This window comes from Pararhizobium sp. P1_E7 (assembly GCF_056405855.1).
In genome coordinates this window covers 1-17,515 of the sequence record NZ_JBFUBH010000058.1, presented here as the reverse complement: position 1 = coordinate 17,515, position 17,515 = coordinate 1, and the positions used below count along the sequence as shown (strand labels likewise).

The window sequence follows — 17,515 nt, the reverse complement described above, 5'->3', positions numbered from 1 at the left end:
GTTGCACGCCGCTGCAGACATTCCGTTTTGTCACCTGGCCCTATCTGATGCCGTTCGCCTTCATCGCCATGACCATCCGCTCGCTGGATGTCGCAAGGGCCTATGACATCGTCAAGATCATGACCGATGGCGGTCCCGCCAAGCGCACCGAGCTGTTGTGGACGCTGGTCGGGCGCACCGCCTATGGCGATGCCCGCATGGGGCTGGCCAACGCCATGGCCTATTTCGCCATCGTGCTGTCGATCCTCTTCACCGTTTATTTCTTCCGCAAGCTCGCAGCCGCGCGCCAGCAGATCGGAGCTGAGTGGTAATGGATATCAATTCGTCCCACCGCCTGCGCAAGCGCCTCTATTCGCTCGCCCATGTCATCACCCTTTTCGTGGCGATGCTGATCATCTGCCTGCCCGGCTTCTGGATCATCCTGTCATCGCTGCGCCCGACCGTCGAGATCATGGCCAAGCCGCCCGTCTGGATTCCGCAGGACCTGTCGCTCGACGCCTATCGCGCGATGTTTTCCGGCGCCGGCCAGGGTGGCATTCCCGTCTGGTCCTATTTCCGCAATTCGCTGATCATCTCGATCACCTCGACGCTTATTGCGCTCGGGATCGGCATGGCCGGCGGTTACGCCTTCGCGCGCTACCGGTTCAAGGCCAAGTCTGCGATCTTCCTCGGCTTCATGCTGACCCGCGYCGTGCCGGGGATCGCGCTGTCGCTGCCCTTGTTCATGATCTTTGCCCGCACCGGCATCATCGACACGCATTTTGCGCTGATCCTCACCTATGTCGCCCTCAACGTCCCCTTCACCATCTGGCTGATCGACGGCTTCTTCCGGCAGGTGCCGAAGGATCTGGCCGAAGCCGCGCAGATCGACGGCTGCACCCGCTGGCAAGCCTTCTGGCAGGTGGAATTTCCGCTTGCAGGCCCCGGCATCGCATCGGCAGGCATCTTCGCCTTCCTGATCTCGTGGAACGAATATGCGCTGGCCTCGCAGATCACCCGTTCGGTGAATTCCAAGACGCTGCCGGTCGGCCTCCTCGACTATACCGCCGAATTCACCATCGACTGGCGCGGCATGTGTGCGCTGGCGGTCGTGATGATCATTCCGGCACTGACGCTCACCTTCATCATACAAAAACACCTCGTCTCCGGCCTCACCTTCGGCGCGGTCAAAGGATAATTTCATGGCTCCTGTCAGTCTCAAGAAACTGGTCAAGCGCTACGGCGCGCTGGAAGTGGTGCACGGCATCGACCTTGAAGTGAAGGACCGCGAGTTCATAGCGCTGGTCGGCCCATCCGGCTGCGGAAAATCGACGACGCTGCGGATGATCGCAGGCCTCGAGGATGTCAGCGGCGGCACGATCGAGATCGGCGACAATGTCGTCAACGACCTGCCGCCCCGCGCCCGCAACATCTCGATGGTATTCCAGTCCTACGCGCTCTACCCGCATATGACCGTTGGCGAAAACATGGGCTTTTCTCTGAAGATCGCCGGGCGTCCGGTCGAGGAAATCAGGGAAAAGGTGGCGGATGCGGCAGCCATTCTCGACCTGTCGCACCTTCTCGACCGCCGCCCTTCCCAGCTTTCCGGCGGCCAGCGCCAGCGCGTGGCGATGGGCCGAGCAATCGTCCGCCGCCCGGACGTGTTCCTGTTCGACGAACCGCTGTCCAATCTCGATGCCAAGCTGCGCACGCAGGTCCGCACCGAGATCAAGAAACTGCATGCCCGCATGCAGGCGACGATGATCTATGTCACGCATGATCAGGTCGAGGCGATGACCCTGTCCGACCGCATCGTCATCATGCGCGACGGCCATATCGAGCAGATCGGCACGCCGGAAGAGGTGTTCAACCGGCCATCGACCAAGTTCGTCGCCGGCTTCATCGGCTCGCCGCCGATGAACATGGATGACGTGACGGTCTCCGATGGGAAACTGGTTTTCGCCAGCGGCGCCACCCTGCCGATCCCGCCGAAATTTCGCCAGAGCCTGACGGCCGGCCAGAAGCTGACATTTGGCCTTCGGCCCGACGATTTCTATCCGACGGGCCATGGCCTGAACTCCGGCGATGCCGAGGCGGTTGCGGAACTGGAGCTTCCGGTTTCCATCACGGAGCCGCTCGGCAACGAGACGCTGGTCTTTGTCGGCTTCAACGGCCGCGACTGGGTGTCTCGCATGCTCAACCCACGCCCCCTGCCCTCCGGCCAGAACATCAAGATGAGCTTCGATCTCTCGCAAGCGCATCTTTTCGACCTGACCACCGGCAAGAGCCTGGTAGCCTGAGGAACCCTTGATGGCCCGTATCGAGAAAATTGAACTGCGCATGGTCGACCTTCAACCGAAGGTGAAGCGCACCGACGCGATCCAGAGCTTTGTCAGCCAGGAAACCCCCTTCGTCACCATCACCGATACAGATGGCGCGACCGGCACGGGCTACAGCTACACGATCGGCACTGGCGGCTCCTCCGTCATGCGCCTGCTCTCGGATCATCTCGTACCGTTGTTGATCGGCGCGGATGCCGATTGCATCGAGGCGATCTGGCACAAGCTGGAATTTGCCACCCACGCAACGACGATCGGCCCGATTACAGCCCTTGCCCTCGCAGCGGTCGATACAGCACTTTGGGATCTGCGGGCGAAGAAGCAGAACCTGCCGCTGTGGAAGCTCGCCGGCGGCGCCCGTGACCGTTGCCCGCTCTACACGACCGAGGGCGGCTGGCTGCATATCGACAAGCAGGCACTGGTCGATGATGCGCTGCAGGCAAAGGACAAGGGCTTTTCCGGCTCCAAGATCAAGATCGGCCGGCCGCATGGTTTTGAAGACTACGACCGGCTATCGGCCGTGCGCGCAGCTGTCGGCCCGGCTTTCGAAATCATGACCGACTGCAATCAGGGCTTTACCGTCGACGAGGCGATCCGGCGCGCCGGACGGCTGAAGGAGCTCGACCTCGCCTGGATCGAGGAACCACTGCCTGCCGACGATCTCGACGGCCATATCCGCCTGTCGCGCTCGACCACGACCCCGATTGCCGTGGGGGAATCGATGTATTCGATCCGCCATTTTCGCGAATATATGCAGAAGGGCGCCTGCTCGATCGTCCAGGTCGATGTCGCCCGCATCGGCGGCATCACGCCATGGCTGAAGGTTGCCCATGCGGCGGAAGCCTTCGACATTCCCGTCTGCCCGCATTTCCTGATGGAGCTGCATGTCAGCCTCGTTTGCGCCATACAGAACGGCAAATATGTCGAGTATATTCCCCAGCTCGACGATTTGACGGAAAAGCGCATGGAGATCGTCGATGGCAAGGCGCTCGCCCCATCCGAGCCGGGCATCGGCATCGCCTGGGACTGGGATGCGGTCAAATCGCGATCGGTGGAAGAATTCACCCGCGAATTCCGGGCCTGACGGGAGACAATAATGCAGCGCATGGGCATGCTGATCGGGCTTGAACCGGACAAAATAGCGGACTACCGGCGGCTTCATGCCACTGTGTGGCCGGATATCCTTGCCCTGATCTCGGAATGCAATGTCACCAACTATTCGATCTTCCTGAAGGAGCCGGAGAACGTTTTGTTCGGCTATTGGGAATATGCCGGGACCGATTTTGAAGCCGACATGGCCAAGATGGCGGCACACCCGAGAAACAAGGAATGGTGGTCGTTCTGCATGCCCTGCCAGAAGCCGCTTGCCACCCGCAGGCAAGGCGAATGGTGGGCAATGATGGAAGAGGTATTTCATCATGACTGAGCATTTCGATCCTGCAACGCTTCGCCAATGGTGGCCAAAGCCAGCCACGCCGCGGCCGGTCGTCATCTTCGGCGCAGGCAGCATTGTCGGTGATGCCCATCTGCCGGCCTACAGGCAGGCAGGGTTTCCAGTCACAGGTCTCTATGATCCGGATGCCGCAAAAGCCGGTTCCCTCGCCGGGAAATGGGGCATTCGCGCATTTGTAAGCGAGGATGAGGCGCTTTCCGTCAAGGATGCCGTCTTCGACCTCGCCACACCACCTGCGGCGCACGCCGCCATCCTGTCGAGACTGCCGCTTGGTGCGGCCGCACTCATTCAAAAGCCGATGGGCTCGGACCTTACAGCAGCGACCGAAATCCTGAGGATCTGCCGCGCGCGCCAATTGAAGGCGGCGGTCAATTTCCAGCTGCGTTTCGCGCCGACGATGCTGGCCTTGAAGGATGCGGTCGAGCGCGGCTTTCTCGGCGAGATCGTCGATCTCGACGCCTGGCTGGCGCTGGCGACCCCCTGGGGGCTCTGGCCTTTCCTCAAGGGCCTGCCACGTATCGAGATTGCCATGCACTCGATCCACTATCTGGATTTCATTCGCGGTCTGATCGGCAATCCGCTCGGCGTTCACGCCAAGACGATCGGACACCCCAATCACGATGTGGCGCAGACGCGCACGGCCGCTATCCTCGACTATGGCGACAGGCTGCGCTGCGTTCTCTCGGTCAATCACGATCATGATTTCGGCCGCAAATTCCAGGCCTGCGAGTTCCGCATTTCGGGTACGAAGGGCGCCGCCTATATCAAGCTCGGCGTCAATCTCGACTATCCGCGCGGTGAGCCGGACGAGCTTTGGATACGCCCAGCCGGTGGCGAGGAATGGGTTTCCGTGCCGCTTGAGGGCGCGTGGTTCCCTGACGCCTTTGCCAACCGCATGGCCAATCTGCAGCGCTTTGCCACCGGCGAAGACGAGGTGCTGATCGGCTCCGTCGAGGATGCGTGGCAAACCATGGCGCTGGTCGAAGCCGCCTATCAATCCAGCGCGCAGCCGGCGACGCCGCTTGCGCCATTGCCAAGGTTTGAACCGTGAGCGAACAGATTATCCATTTCGAAGACTACGAACTCGGATCGGTGCGGCTGACCACCGGACGCACGATCACCGAGACCGATTTCGTCGTGCATGCCGGACATACGGGCGATTTCTTTCCCCATCATATGGATGCCGAGTTCGCCAAGACCTTACCCGGTGGCCAGCGCATCGCCCATGGGACTATGATCTTTTCCATCGGGGTTGGCCTCACCGCGTCGCTGATCAATCCGGTTGCGTTTTCCTACGGCTACGACCGGTTGCGTTTCGTCCGTCCCGTCCATATCGGTGATACGATCCGCACACGCGTCACCATCGCGGCCAAGGAAGACGACCCGAAACGTCCGGCGTCCGGGCGCATTACCGAGCGCTGCGAAGTCGTCAACCAACGCGACGAGGTGGTACTCGCCGCCGATCACATTCTTATCGTCGAACGCAAGAAAACCTGAAAGAGGCCAATGACATGACCGCCAATCTGACCGGCAAGAAAGTCCTGATCACCGCTGCGGCGCAAGGCATAGGCCAAGCGTCGGCCCTCGCCTTCGCCAGGGCGGGCGCGATCGTCCATGCCACCGATATCAATGCCGACGCGCTTGCCAATCTGGCCAAGGAACACGGCATCTCGACCCACATTCTCAACGTGCTGGAAGCCGATGCGGTTTCGACGCTGATCGCTGAGATCGGCGACATCGATGTGCTGTTCAACTGCGCCGGCGTCGTCCATGGCGGCACGGTTCTGGAGATGAAGGATACCGATCTCGAATTTGCCTTCGATCTCAACGTCAAGGCAATGATCCGGACCATACGCGCCGTTCTGCCGGGCATGCTTGCGCGCGGCGATGGCGCGATCATCAACATGTCGTCGGTCGCCTCCAGCATCAAGGGTGTGCCCAACCGCTTCGCCTATGGGGTCACCAAGGCGGCCGTCATCGGCCTGACCAAGGCTGTTGCTGCCGACTATGTTGCGCTGGGCATCCGCTGCAACGCCATTTGCCCGGGCACGGTCGAAAGCCCGTCGCTGCAGGAACGCATGCGTGCTCAGGGCGACTACGACACCGCCCGCGCGGCCTTCATCGCCCGCCAGCCAATGGGCCGGATCGGAACGCCGGATGAAATCGCCGACCTCGCCGTCTATCTCGCCGGCGCCACTTACACCACAGGCCAAGCCTACAACATCGACGGCGGCTGGTCGATCTGACGCCCTAAAACAGGAAAACGCTCATGAAACTTCTTCGCTATGGCGCACCCGGCGCTGAAAAGCCGGCAATGCTCGACGCCAACGGCCAGATCCGCGATCTCTCCGGCCATGTCTCGGATATCGGCGGCAAGGACATCGATCCCGCAGCGCTTGCCGCACTGGCAAAGATCGATCCGGCAAGCCTGCCGCTCGTCACCGGCACACCGCGCATCGGCGCTTGCGTCACCGGAACCGGCAAGTTCATCTGCATCGGCCTCAACTATGCCGACCACGCAGCCGAATCCGGCATGGCGGTTCCGCCGGAACCCGTCATCTTCATGAAGGCAACCTCGGCGATCGTCGGCCCCAATGACGATCTGCTGATCCCGCGCGGTTCGGAAAAGACCGACTGGGAGGTCGAACTCGGCGTGGTCATCGGCAAGACGGCAAAATATGTGTCCGAAGCCGATGCTCTCGATTATGTAGCCGGCTACTGCACGGTCCACGATGTTTCCGAGCGTGCCTTCCAGATCGAGCGCTCCGGTCAGTGGACCAAGGGCAAGTCCTGCGACACGTTCGGCCCGATCGGCCCCTGGCTGGTGACGAAGGACGAAGTCGCCGATCCGCAGAACGTGAACCTCTGGCTGAAGGTCAACGGCGAAACCGTGCAGAACGGCTCGACGAAAACAATGGTCTACGGCGCTGCCTTCCTCGTCTCCTATCTCAGCCAGTTCATGTCGTTGCACCCCGGCGACATCATCTCCACCGGCACGCCGCCCGGCGTCGGCATGGGCATGAAACCGCCGCGCTACCTGAAAGCCGGAGATGTCGTGGAACTCGGTATCGAGGGTCTGGGCAGCCAGAAGCAAACAACACGGGCTGATATCTGACGCTTTGGCCGGCGCAGCGCCTTCCTTGCGCCGGCCAATTCGAAATTCCACAGCCTGCCGCCCATATTTTTCGGAGCAAACCCATGACCCGCATCACCGATCTCCGCGTCTTCGACCTGCGCTTCCCGACCTCGCAAAGCCTCGACGGTTCGGATGCGATGAACCCTGATCCGGACTATTCCGCCGCCTATGTCATTCTCGACACCGACCCCGATGGGCTCTCCGGCCACGGCCTGACCTTCACCATCGGCCGCGGCAACGAAATCTGCTGCGCGGCGATCAATGCGATGAAGCATCTGGTTGTTGGCGCAGAGCTTGGCGATATCCTTGCCCATCCCGGAAAATTCTGGCGGCATCTGACCGGCGACAGCCAGCTGCGCTGGATCGGCCCCGACAAGGGCGCCATGCATCTTGCCACAGGTGCCGTCGTCAATGCGGTCTGGGATCTGCTTGCCAAGCAGGCGGGCAAACCCGTCTGGCGACTGGTCGCCGACATGCCGGCCGAAGAGATCGCCGATATCATCGACTATCGCTACCTGACCGATGTCCTCACTCGCGACGAAGCGGTCGCCATTCTCAAGCGCGCCGAAAGCGGCAAGTCCGAACGCATCCGGACGCTCGAGACCGAGGGTTACGCTTGCTACACGACATCCGCCGGCTGGCTGGGTTATGACGACGAAAAATTGCGCCGCCTGTGCCAAGAGGCGATCGACGCCGGCTTCAACCACGTCAAGATGAAGGTCGGCCGCGATCTCGACGACGACATCCGCCGCCTGCGTATCGCCCGCGAAGTCATTGGCCCGGATCGTTATCTGATGATCGATGCCAACCAGGTCTGGGAAGTCGACGAGGCGATCGGCTGGGTGAACAAGCTGGCATTCGCCAAGCCGTTCTTCATCGAGGAGCCGACCAGCCCGGACGATGTTGCAGGACACCGCAAGATCCGCGCAGGCATTGGCGCCGTCAAGGTCGCCACCGGCGAGATGTGCCAGAACCGCATCATGTTCAAGCAGTTCGTTGCCGAAGGCGCGATCGATATCGTCCAGATCGATTCATGCCGCATGGGCGGGCTGAACGAAGTGCTGGCTGTTCTTCTGATCGCAGCAAAATATGACCTGCCGGTCTGGCCGCATGCCGGCGGCGTCGGTCTTTGCGAATATGTCCAGCATCTGTCGATGATCGATTACGTCGCCGTGTCCGGCACCAAGGACGGCCGGGTGATCGAATATGTCGACCATCTGCACGAGCATTTTCTGGAGCCCTGCATCATCGAGAATGCCGCCTATATGCCGCCGAAAGCAGCAGGTTTCTCGATCGAGATGAAGGCAGCCTCGATTGAGCAGTATCTGTTCAAGGGTTGATGAAATGGCGGGAGCGGTATGCCGCTCCCGCACGATCCGCCGTTAGCTGCGCTTGCGGAGGACGGCATAAACGATATGCCGGTTCGCACCGAACTCGACATGCGCCTCCACCGCGTTGCGGTCGGTGCTGGCGTTGATAATGTTCCACATTTCCACGTCGGAGCGCAGCAACAGCGCCCAGTTCATGAAGGTTTCCATGTAGCCGTCATCGTCGACATCGCGTGAAAAATTGGCAAAGAGAAACACGCCGTTCGGCTTCAGCATCTCCAGGCATGTCTGGGTCAGCTTGATCGCGACCTTGTCGGCGAGGTAGTCGTAGAGACCCGCCGCGTAGATGAAGTCGAACTTGCCGAGCTTTTGCGATTTGGTGAGCAGCCCACGAACGGAACCGTCGATCGCCTCGATGCAGGTGCCGTTGAAATCCCGCACCATCGACCCGACGCTGAGCGGATCCTGATCAAGGGCGACCCAACGCTTGATCCGCTTTTCCCGCAGGGCAACCGAGTTGTCGGCCTCGCGCAGATGRCCGGCTGCCACCGTCAGAATTTCAACGCCGGGACCTTTTTCAGTCGCAATTTCATCGACATAGCGGGTCAAGAGATCGCGCCGTTCCCGCACGGCCACCGGTGACGGTGACTGGCTGGTATAGCCATAGAGCTGCTTGCCGAGCGGCGAAGCCTTGGCGATTTCTTCCGCAACGCTCGGATGACCATAGATGAAGTCGATCAACTGAGCATCGCCGGAATAGCCACGCGGCTTCATGAACGACCAGCGCGTGAAAGGATCCTGGTGAAAGAAATCCGCCACCGGGTGATTTTGCACGAGCGGGATCAACTCCTGCCACACGTTATGGTGATAGCTGCGGCGCATCTCGTGAAGCGTGCCGATCAGGCGATGGATGATCAGTGCCGGCTCCTGGTCCTCCTGTATCTGTTGTTGCGCAATCTTCAACGCCAGCGCGACCTCTACGCGCGCCGTCGCCAGCTGCTCGTAATGTAGATCGGAATTGGAGGAGGAGAGTTCACTGGTGATGGCCGCAGGGGTGATCAGGCTTTCGCCATCAAAAGCAATCTTAAATTGGGTCACTCGAGCCTCGTGCGTTAATAGATCATTAACACTATGGAGAAAAACGGGTGCAGTGCCAATAAAAATTGCTCGTGTCCGCGTGGCATGGTTAACGCGCTCGCGTATCAGTTGGGTATATCGCACGAGCCCGCTGACCTTCGGCAAATTCAGGAAAACTTAATGTACGTCCCATATTCTGCCGAAAAGTGCTGTCTGTTCCTGGCCGGCTGCCTCTCTGTCCTGCGCGTGCGAATGCTTCGGGCGATGGCAGTGGCCGGGCGGGCGGTTCAGGCGCGGAAGGACGCGACGCAACCCCATGGAACGTGCATGAAGCACACGCTCGCCGATGTAGTGGAGATTGATCTCAATGCTGAGCCGCCGCGACCGGCCTCGGCGGAGCTTCGTACACTCTACCGCGAGGAGGGCCAGAGCATCCGGCGCCAGGATACGCGACAGGGCATGTGGATCGCGATCGCCGTCTACATCCTGTTCTCGATCACCGACCTGCTGCTTGTCCCGGACGTGGCAAAACATGTGATCGCAGCCCGTTTCGTCATCGGAACGATTGCCTTCTTCATATTGGAAGCCGAGGTCCGCTGGAACGCCAGTGCAGATATCATCGATACGACCTGCGCAGCCGGCCTCGTCGCGGCCTATGCCGGCTGGCTGTATCCCTCGATGATGACATCGGACACAATCAGCATCTCCTACTATATGGTGTTCGGCGCAATCTTCATGATGAGCGTCAACCTGTTCTTCAGCTTTCAGTTCCGCCTCTCTCTGGTTGCGTCAGCCGTCATTCTTGTGATTTTCCTTGCGGCATTGCAGGCTTTTCCGCCTGTCGATCCCTCCTACAAACTCGCATTCGGCACCTTTTGCATCTCATGTTTCGTCTTCACCTCCTACGTAAACTGGAAGTTGAACCGAGAACGGTACAAGGTGTTCCTGAACGCCCTTGAGGCGAAGGTTCAGCAGAAAGAGGCGTCTGAACGGGGCGACGCTTTGCAAAGACTAGCGAATACCGACCCATTGACGGGCCTGGAAAATCGCCGGGCCATCGATCAGAGGCTGCGGGACTACTGGAACGGCTGGCAGAAGTACGGCACCAGTTTTGCGGCGATCCTCATCGATGTGGACTTCTTCAAGAAGTACAATGACTGCTACGGCCATCAGGAAGGCGATCGTTGCCTCATACTGGTTGCCGATGCCCTCGCCGATTCGATACAGCGGTACAATGGCTCGATCGGCCGCTATGGCGGCGAAGAATTTATTGTGCTCGCGCGCGTTGAAACTCTGGAGCAAGTTGCAGAACTGGCGGAAAACATCTGCCGAACCGTGGAAAACATGGGCTTGCTGCACCAGCAGCGCCGTGATGGCATGTCGATTGTAACGGTTAGTGTCGGCGCCGCGTTCACCCGAAGCCAAGCCGGCACGAAACTCGAAAAGATCATCCACGAGGCCGATCGTGCTTTGTACGGCGCCAAAGCAAGCGGACGGAACTGCGCCAAATTATTTGACCCCAATGATCCACACAGCAGTGACGAAAGCGAAAATATCGCGGCTCTCCTGAAGATTGCCACCGCTCAGAACCTCGTATCGCTGGTCTATCAACCGATCCGCAATGTCTCGTCCGGCCGCGTCGAAGCCGTCGAGGCTCTCATGCGCCTGAAGATGCTCGACGGAACGCCGGTTCCTCCAGGCCTTTTCATCCCGATCGCAGAGCGGACGGGCGCCATTTTGAATCTCGGATACTGGGCTATCCGAACGGTCTGCACTGAGCTCCTAATCGACAATCATGTTCGTGTCGTCAGCGTCAATGTATCGCCGATTCAGCTGAAGACGCCTGGTTTCGCTACATCGGTTGCGGCGATCCTCGGAGATACCGGTGTTGCGGGAGGCCGGCTCGCCTTTGAGATCACCGAAGGTCTCGAAATGGAGATGAACTCGGACATCCTGCGCTGCATCAGCGATTTGAAGATGTTGGGGATTAGGATTTGGCTTGACGATTTCGGGACGGGTTTTGCCGGCCTGTCCTGGCTCCGCCTCATCGACTTCGACACCGTCAAGATCGACCGCTCGTTCCTGCACGACACCAGCACTGCGCGGGGTAAGGCAATGCTGCAGGATATCATCGGGCTGGTCCGCAATCGGGGCCATAAAATTTTGGTCGAAGGCGTTGAGACGGACGAGCAACTGGAGCTTATGCGCGAATTTCGCATCGACCAGGTTCAGGGATTTCATGTCGGCCGACCGGCGCCCGCTGTCGCTTTCCATTCGCCTCCCCCTATCGATAATCAAACGGCACGTTTGCGTCGTCCGGCCTAGACAGCGGGACGTTCCGCCGCCCCGGCAGTTTTTGTCAATCTCCGGCAGTCGGCCGAGCATCGAATACCGTGTGGGTGGCTTGTTCGCTCGATGAAGGTTTTGACGGTGAACGAGCCTGCATCGTTCGAACGAAAAGCCCTGCCCTACCCTGCTTTTCGGTGTCCGGGCGCATTTGTTCGCATCAGCGCCATCAACATCGGCCCGAGTGAAAACTCACCCTTTTCAGCTCTGCGTGTCAGATCCCGGAGATAGCCTCCCGCAGAATTGATCTGGCCGCCCCGCTCCAGGATGCATGCCATCACCGCGGCAGCATTTTCAGGCCCCAGAATTTCGCAAGCCTGCTGATAGGCGCTCGGACTGACGCCAAGCATCGATCGCACCACCACAGCGGCACCCATGAGGTCACGCCAGCTGGAAACGGCGCCACCCGGACCGTACAGGATGATTTCCGGGCAAGCCGACAGCACCATGCTCAGGGGGAACGCCTTTAACGGCTCGCGCCTGTCTTGCTGCTTGATTTCGAAACTTTCCCCCTGCGATCTTTTCGAAGCAGGTTCAAATTCAGGAATAGAGTCGGGATTTGAATTCTGTATGTGCCGCTCATTTTGTAAGGGATTGCCGCTCGATTTTCGCCTATTGATCTGCATTTCCAATCGGTTGGCTGTTTCGTCGCGCAATGCCTCGATTTCACCCAGCGCAACGGTGAGCTCTATTGCCGAGGGCTTGCGTGGGAGTGCTGCCAACAGGGCGCTATAATGCAGATGAGTGGTCTCCCAGTCGCCGGCTATGCCCTCTTCCAGGGCGGTCTCAATCAGCTTTGAGACGTCGCGGCTGCAGATGGTCAACCGTTCGCGCAGCCGCTGAATATGCAATCGCTCGGCAACAACGTCGTCTGCCAGCCGCTCAATGTCGTCCGCCCGGGCCAACAGCGGCGCCAGGGAAAACCCGAAGGCCTCGTCGATCGTTCCGACCCGGTCCCGCCGGGCATAACGCTTGCCATTGGCGCTGTCCTTGCGTGACAGAAGCCCCGCCTCGACAAGGATCGCCAGATGCCTGCGCAGCGTTTGTTCCGCCATCCCATGGGCACGCAGAGAGAGCTGCGCATTGGACGGAAACACGACCAGGCTGCCGTCGGCAGACAGCTCATTCTTGGGGTAGAAGCTCAAAAGGGCGTTCATAACGGCCAAAGCGCGGTCCGTTACCCCCAGGCGCGATCGTGCCTCGCACAAAGCGCGATAGAGTTTCCACTTGTCGACCGACTTTTCCGGCTCGATCTCCTGCGCCAAAACCTGATTTGCCACCATGGCAAGCGTCATCGGCCGCCGCCCAAAGGGCGTCGTCACACTTCCAACCTGCATTTTCTTCACCTTCTAACAGGCAAAAGAAATCTGCTCACCAAAACGATGCCAAAGACTCTTGACTATGATTCGCGGAAATGTGATTCTCTAGCTGCTAAACTTCTGAGAAGGGCTTCCACGACGGAAACGTTTGGGGGCCTTTTTCTTTTGCGGTTCAGTCTCCTGTTCCAGTTGTCTCTTTCGCTCGCACGAAATCCTCGTAAAGCGCCGACAGCTTGCCTTCGACATAGGCGCCGAATTCCGGCTCAACCGTCTTGTCGAAGACAAGCCTCAATGTGTCGCCTGTCTCGGATATCCTGACGGCCTTTCGCCTGGTGCCTGCATTCCAGAAAGCACTTCGCGCCTTGTCCCTGATCTCTCGCAGCTGGTCGTAGACCGCCTGGAACCGCGCGTCTGATGTCAGGCGGTCAAAGCCGGGCTCAAGAATGGACTTGAGAGCTTTCGATTTCCGGCTTTTTTCCTYGATCAGATCGGCAAGCTCGGCCCAGCGTGTCCGGCCAAAGCCGGGAGCGGCTCCAATCGCTTCGATCAACTCAGCCGGAAGACGGTTCACCAGCGCGATCATGCGCGACAGAGCAGCCTTGTCGACGCCGAGCGCCGACATGATGACATCGCGGCTGAAATTCCGCTCTTCCAGGCGTGATGCAAAGAAGGACCGTTCGATAAACGTCAGATCGGTGCGGGCGTTGTTTTCCTGTCCCTGGCTGACGACAAGCTGCTCATCTGTCAGATCGCGGATAACCGCACGGATGGGTCCGCCGATCTTCTTGACGGCGGCCAGGCGACGGTGCCCGTAGGCAACCTGAAAGCGCCCTTCCCTCTCCGGATGCGGGCGGACAAGAATGGGGACCTGCTGTCCGTGTTCGCGAATCTGAGAAACCAGCAACTCCTGATCCTCGGAACTCACCCCCAGCCGATCGACAACGAACGAACTGTCCACGACTGCGGTGTCGAGCTCGATAATCGCCTGCCCCTGGGCAAGTTGCTTCTCCAGCACATCGACGCGCTGCGCCTTCTCATGAACGCCGCCGAGCGACTGGGATATTGCCCCGACGGGGCTTGCGCGCTTCAACGGCTTCTCAAAACCTGCGAGCGGGCGCGAATTCGCAAACGGCGGTTCAATTTCCGCCGTTGGGTTCACATCCGGTTCGACCAGGCTGAAAAGGTTCTTACGGGCCATGAATTACTTCCTTCCCCATGTCCGCTTGATGAGATCTTCTATTTCCGTATTCACGGCAGTGAGGGATTCGAGCGCACGGTCATATGTGCCCCTGGTGAACTGGCTCCTGTCCACTTCGTAAAGCGTTTGCTTCGTCAGCCCGGCATCGGAAATGGCGGTCGATTTGACCATCGAATTTTCCAAGACCCGGTTTCCGAAAATAGACCGCATGAAACCTGACATCTGGGATTGCGGTCCGTCGTTTGGTTCGTACCGCGTCACCAGATACCGCATCCAATCATAATCCATCGACCCGCCGGCTTCCTCGACAACGGACAGGAGGTCTCCGGTCATATGCAGGAACTGGCTCATCGACATGACATCGAGCATCTGCGGATGCACGGTAATGAGAACGGCGGTGGCCGCGCAAAGGGCTGACAGCGTCAGGAAACCCAGTTGCGGCGGGCAATCGATCACCACGATGTCATAGGCGCTTTCGATCTCGGCCAGGCATTCTCCAATGCGGGCAAAGAACATGGAATCGGATTTGTCCCGCCCGGCGAGAGCCTTTGGCGTTTCATGCTCAAACTCCATCAGTTCCAAATTGCCAGGAATGATGTGAAGGTTGGGCGTATAGGTCGCGCGAACGATATCCGTCACGTCCCGCTTTGCAGCGTCGTAGCGGATGGCGCCGTAAAGCGTCTCGTTCTCTCCCACATCGAATTCCGGCTGGTGACCGAACAGCGCCGACAACGAGGCCTGCGGATCAAGATCGATGGCAAGAACCCGGTAGCCGCGAAGAGCCAGAAACTGGGCGAGATGCGCCGACGTCGTGGTTTTCCCGGAACCGCCCTTGAAGTTCATCACGGAGACGACCTGGAGCTTTTCACCATCTCGGCGATGGCGGACGTATTTACGAGGCCCCTTCCCTCCTTCGTCAAGAAGATGACGAAGATTCTCGATGTCCTGCACTGAATACTGGCGTCGGCCGTTTGCCAGGGGTTCGGGGCCGTGCCCATCCGCAACGATCTGCCGGAGATAGCCCTGGTGGATGCCGATGAAATCGGCGGCTTCCGCAGGCGTAAACTGACGGATGCTTTTTTGAGCCGTCGGCGGGAACGTCCGTTGCTGGTGCGCCTGCAACTGGCGCGACAATTCCTCGGCATCAGAGGAGATCAGAGAGCGCAGGCTCTCACTGTTCTTGTTGCCTGCGATATTCAACATATTGGCCCCGATTTAATCCGCGCTTATTTTTCGATTAGCGCTCAAAATGCGCTGATCTCATTAGGCCCGATTCTATCCGGTGTGGCAAAGTCTTTTTCGTTAACAAAAGTTTAACCGGCAGCACGCGACTCAGGGGCGTCCTTGTTGTACATGTACAACGCTCCGGAGCGCGAGAGGTCGCCATCCTTTATCTGAGCTTCCCCCCAGAATATAAACGCGCCGGTCTAGAGCTGGCTTCCTGCCATCTAACGACAAGATGCTGGCTCCGGCCGGATCGTCATGGCGCCAATGCCTGACAGGCAGGACGCATCGCGGCCTGATATAACCTCCGGCGGCGGAAGTCGGTGCGCGGAGCAGAGCAACCCGACTGGTCGCGATAGCGGTTTGGTTGTTGCTAAGCGGTTTGAAGCCGACGGAGTTGTACACGTACAACTCGTCCCCGGTGCGGGCGCGCCTCCCCTTCTCCGCTGGCGGTCAGAGGATGCCGCCCACGCTACAAAATAGACCGGCAGGCGGATGAAGGCTGAGCCAGAGAGTAATGCACTTCTGACGCCGGCAAATTGGACGGATTTGGTGACAGTTGCCCGCAAGAGCCATTCAGAGGCCGGCAGCCTTAGTCAGATTGACCCTGAACCGGTCGCGTCGCCGCTGATATTTGCGGGTCATCTCGGCTGAGGCATGTCCGAGCTGTTTCTGCACATAGCGCTCATCGACCTCAGCAGAGGAGGCGAGGCCGGCGCGCAACGAGTGGCCGGAGAATTTTAGCGCCCGTTCTCCCTCGGTAAGATCTCCACGCACGCCCGCAGCCAGCGCTGCGCGCTTCACCAGGCGGGCAACTTCCTGGTCATTCAGCCGGCCGGCACCAACGGCTTTGCCTTGACCCGTCACGCGCCGAAACAGCGGGCCGTGAGCGATCCGGGCGAGCGACAGCCACATGTCGAGCGCGGCGACAGGGCAGGTGGCATCCGACGAACCACGGCCAATCTCGACCTCGCGCCAGCCGGTTTTCCCCCTCAGGGTGACGATCAGCCCTTTGTCCAACACTTCGATCCAGCCGCGTCCGTCCTCCGTCTGGTCCTTTTTCACGTCCAGCCCGACAATCTCCGAACGGCGAAGACCACCGGCGAAACCGATGAGCAGCATGGCGCGGTCCCGCAATCCGCGCAACGTTCCGCGGTCGAGCGTCTCGAGCATGGCAATGATGTCTTCCGGCATCACTGCTTCCTTCTGCACCGGCGGCCGCGCATGGCTGTTGCGAATGCCCGCCATCACCGTCGCGATATGCCGGTCCTTGCGATCCAGCGGTTGGCCACGCTGGGCGTAATTCCAGGTGAGGGAGGAAAGCCGGCGTTCGATCGTCGATACCGAGTTCGGCTTTCTGTTCGCGCCAACCGCACCGGACGCGCAGGCGGTGACGTAGAGTCCGACGATCTGCGGTTCAGGGGGGAGGAGCGAGAGAGACTGGCGCCGGCACCAGGCGGCAAAGTGCTTCCAGTCGCTGGCATAGGCACGCCGTGTATTGGCAGAACTGGCTGCTTCGACATAACCACGCGCGCGATCGGCAAGGCCGTCAAGATGGGCAGGAAGTGCGCCCGGCCGATCAGCCGAAGCCACGTCGGCAACGTCCGGAAGCGGAGCGAGGGCACCACCTTCAGCAGAAGGTGTCTGGCTTTTACCCATGGTCATGTTCGCACCTTCAACACCATCAAGCGAGGTCCCAAAGATTGATGACCGATATGCCCGCGTCAGTAAAGCCATTGCCGTTGCGGGTAACGACAATAAGATCATGAACAATCGCAGTCGCTGCGATCAACCCGTCTGCGTCACTGCGCGGCCGCAGGGCAGCAAGCCGTCCCCACGCGACGGCTACCTGATCGGTGACCGGAAGGATTTGCCCGGCATGGTCATGCCTGAGCTTGCGCAGCCATTCGTCAAGGTCAACAGCGGCTCTCCGGTCTGTCGTTTGCTTCAAGGCAATGCCGTGCATGATTTCACCGAGCGTGACCACGCTGAGATAGACGGCAGCTGGGTCCTGGGCGCGCAACCACGCGACCGCTTCCGGTGCACCGCGGATCGCCGCGGATATGACGCTGGTATCGACAAGATACATCAGACGGCCGGACCACGGCTGGACGAT

Annotated in this window: 16 protein-coding genes and 1 pseudogene; 11 read left to right on the top strand and 6 right to left on the bottom strand. The window is 59.7% G+C overall.

Translation table 11 applies throughout. The features are described 5' to 3' along the window. The 10 genes and pseudogenes from AC1D17_RS24245 to AC1D17_RS24200 form a co-directional block, all read left to right on the top strand. Window positions 1-311, top strand: a pseudogene (locus AC1D17_RS24245) (sugar ABC transporter permease); the annotation flags it as partial. Next, the gene (locus AC1D17_RS24240) at window positions 311-1,177 is read left to right on the top strand and encodes a carbohydrate ABC transporter permease (RefSeq protein WP_477567843.1); all 867 of its coding nucleotides are present in this window, start codon (window positions 311-313) and stop codon (window positions 1,175-1,177) included. The pseudogene AC1D17_RS24245 and the gene AC1D17_RS24240, both read left to right, overlap by 1 nt. Before the next feature lie 4 nt (window positions 1,178-1,181). Beyond that, on the top strand, window positions 1,182-2,279 hold the full coding sequence (locus tag AC1D17_RS24235) for an ABC transporter ATP-binding protein (protein WP_477567842.1): 1,098 nt from the start codon (window positions 1,182-1,184) through the stop codon (window positions 2,277-2,279). A 10-nt stretch (window positions 2,280-2,289) separates the two neighbouring features. After that, a complete protein-coding gene (locus AC1D17_RS24230) occupies window positions 2,290-3,402 on the top strand; it encodes a mandelate racemase/muconate lactonizing enzyme family protein (RefSeq protein ID WP_477567841.1) in 1,113 nt (370 codons plus the stop codon). 12 nt (window positions 3,403-3,414) lie between these two features. Then, window positions 3,415-3,744 (top strand): L-rhamnose mutarotase, encoded by a 330-nt coding sequence (locus AC1D17_RS24225; protein WP_477567840.1) that lies wholly within the window; start codon window positions 3,415-3,417, stop codon window positions 3,742-3,744. Then, a complete protein-coding gene (locus AC1D17_RS24220) occupies window positions 3,737-4,822 on the top strand; it encodes a Gfo/Idh/MocA family protein (RefSeq protein WP_477567839.1) in 1,086 nt (361 codons plus the stop codon). Before AC1D17_RS24225 ends, AC1D17_RS24220 begins: the two co-directional genes overlap by 8 nt. After that, window positions 4,819-5,268, top strand: coding sequence for a MaoC/PaaZ C-terminal domain-containing protein (locus AC1D17_RS24215; protein ID WP_477567838.1), 450 nt, complete (start codon window positions 4,819-4,821; stop codon window positions 5,266-5,268). The genes AC1D17_RS24220 and AC1D17_RS24215 overlap by 4 nt, the downstream gene beginning before the upstream one ends. A gap of 14 nt (window positions 5,269-5,282) precedes the next feature. Then, window positions 5,283-6,017, top strand: coding sequence for an SDR family oxidoreductase (locus AC1D17_RS24210; RefSeq protein ID WP_477567837.1), 735 nt, complete (start codon window positions 5,283-5,285; stop codon window positions 6,015-6,017). A gap of 23 nt (window positions 6,018-6,040) precedes the next feature. Continuing rightward, complete coding sequence (locus AC1D17_RS24205; protein ID WP_477567836.1) at window positions 6,041-6,886, top strand: fumarylacetoacetate hydrolase family protein; 846 nt, start codon at window positions 6,041-6,043, stop codon at window positions 6,884-6,886. A gap of 83 nt (window positions 6,887-6,969) precedes the next feature. Further along, window positions 6,970-8,247, top strand: coding sequence for an L-fuconate dehydratase (locus tag AC1D17_RS24200; RefSeq protein ID WP_477567835.1), 1,278 nt, complete (start codon window positions 6,970-6,972; stop codon window positions 8,245-8,247). Window positions 8,248-8,289: 42 nt separating this feature from the next. Here AC1D17_RS24200 and AC1D17_RS24195 read toward each other — a convergent pair whose 3' ends face one another. Next, window positions 8,290-9,333, bottom strand: coding sequence for a class I SAM-dependent methyltransferase (locus AC1D17_RS24195; protein WP_477567834.1), 1,044 nt, complete (start codon window positions 9,331-9,333; stop codon window positions 8,290-8,292). 306 nt (window positions 9,334-9,639) lie between these two features. Here AC1D17_RS24195 and AC1D17_RS24190 point away from each other — a divergent pair, with 306 nt between their 5' ends. Further along, window positions 9,640-11,637, top strand: coding sequence for a putative bifunctional diguanylate cyclase/phosphodiesterase (locus AC1D17_RS24190; protein WP_477567845.1), 1,998 nt, complete (start codon window positions 9,640-9,642; stop codon window positions 11,635-11,637). 143 nt (window positions 11,638-11,780) lie between these two features. Here the strand turns inward: AC1D17_RS24190 and repC are convergent, their stop codons facing one another. From repC to AC1D17_RS24165, 5 genes are all read right to left on the bottom strand, one after another. Further along, window positions 11,781-12,995, bottom strand: a complete 1,215-nt coding sequence (repC, locus tag AC1D17_RS24185) for a plasmid replication protein RepC (protein WP_477567833.1) — start codon at window positions 12,993-12,995, stop codon at window positions 11,781-11,783. Window positions 12,996-13,149: 154 nt separating this feature from the next. Next, entirely contained in the window at window positions 13,150-14,175 is a 1,026-nt protein-coding gene (repB, locus tag AC1D17_RS24180; RefSeq protein WP_477567832.1) for a plasmid partitioning protein RepB, read from the bottom strand. Window positions 14,176-14,178: 3 nt separating this feature from the next. Then, window positions 14,179-15,378, bottom strand: a complete 1,200-nt coding sequence (gene repA, locus AC1D17_RS24175; protein ID WP_477567831.1) for a plasmid partitioning protein RepA — start codon at window positions 15,376-15,378, stop codon at window positions 14,179-14,181. Window positions 15,379-15,975: 597 nt separating this feature from the next. Then, a complete protein-coding gene (locus AC1D17_RS24170; protein WP_477567830.1) occupies window positions 15,976-17,064 on the bottom strand; it encodes a site-specific integrase in 1,089 nt (362 codons plus the stop codon). A gap of 19 nt (window positions 17,065-17,083) precedes the next feature. Continuing rightward, window positions 17,084-17,488: a PIN domain-containing protein gene (locus tag AC1D17_RS24165; protein WP_477567844.1), complete on the bottom strand. Its 405-nt coding sequence runs from the start codon at window positions 17,486-17,488 to the stop codon at window positions 17,084-17,086. Window positions 17,489-17,515: the final 27 nt, after the last annotated feature.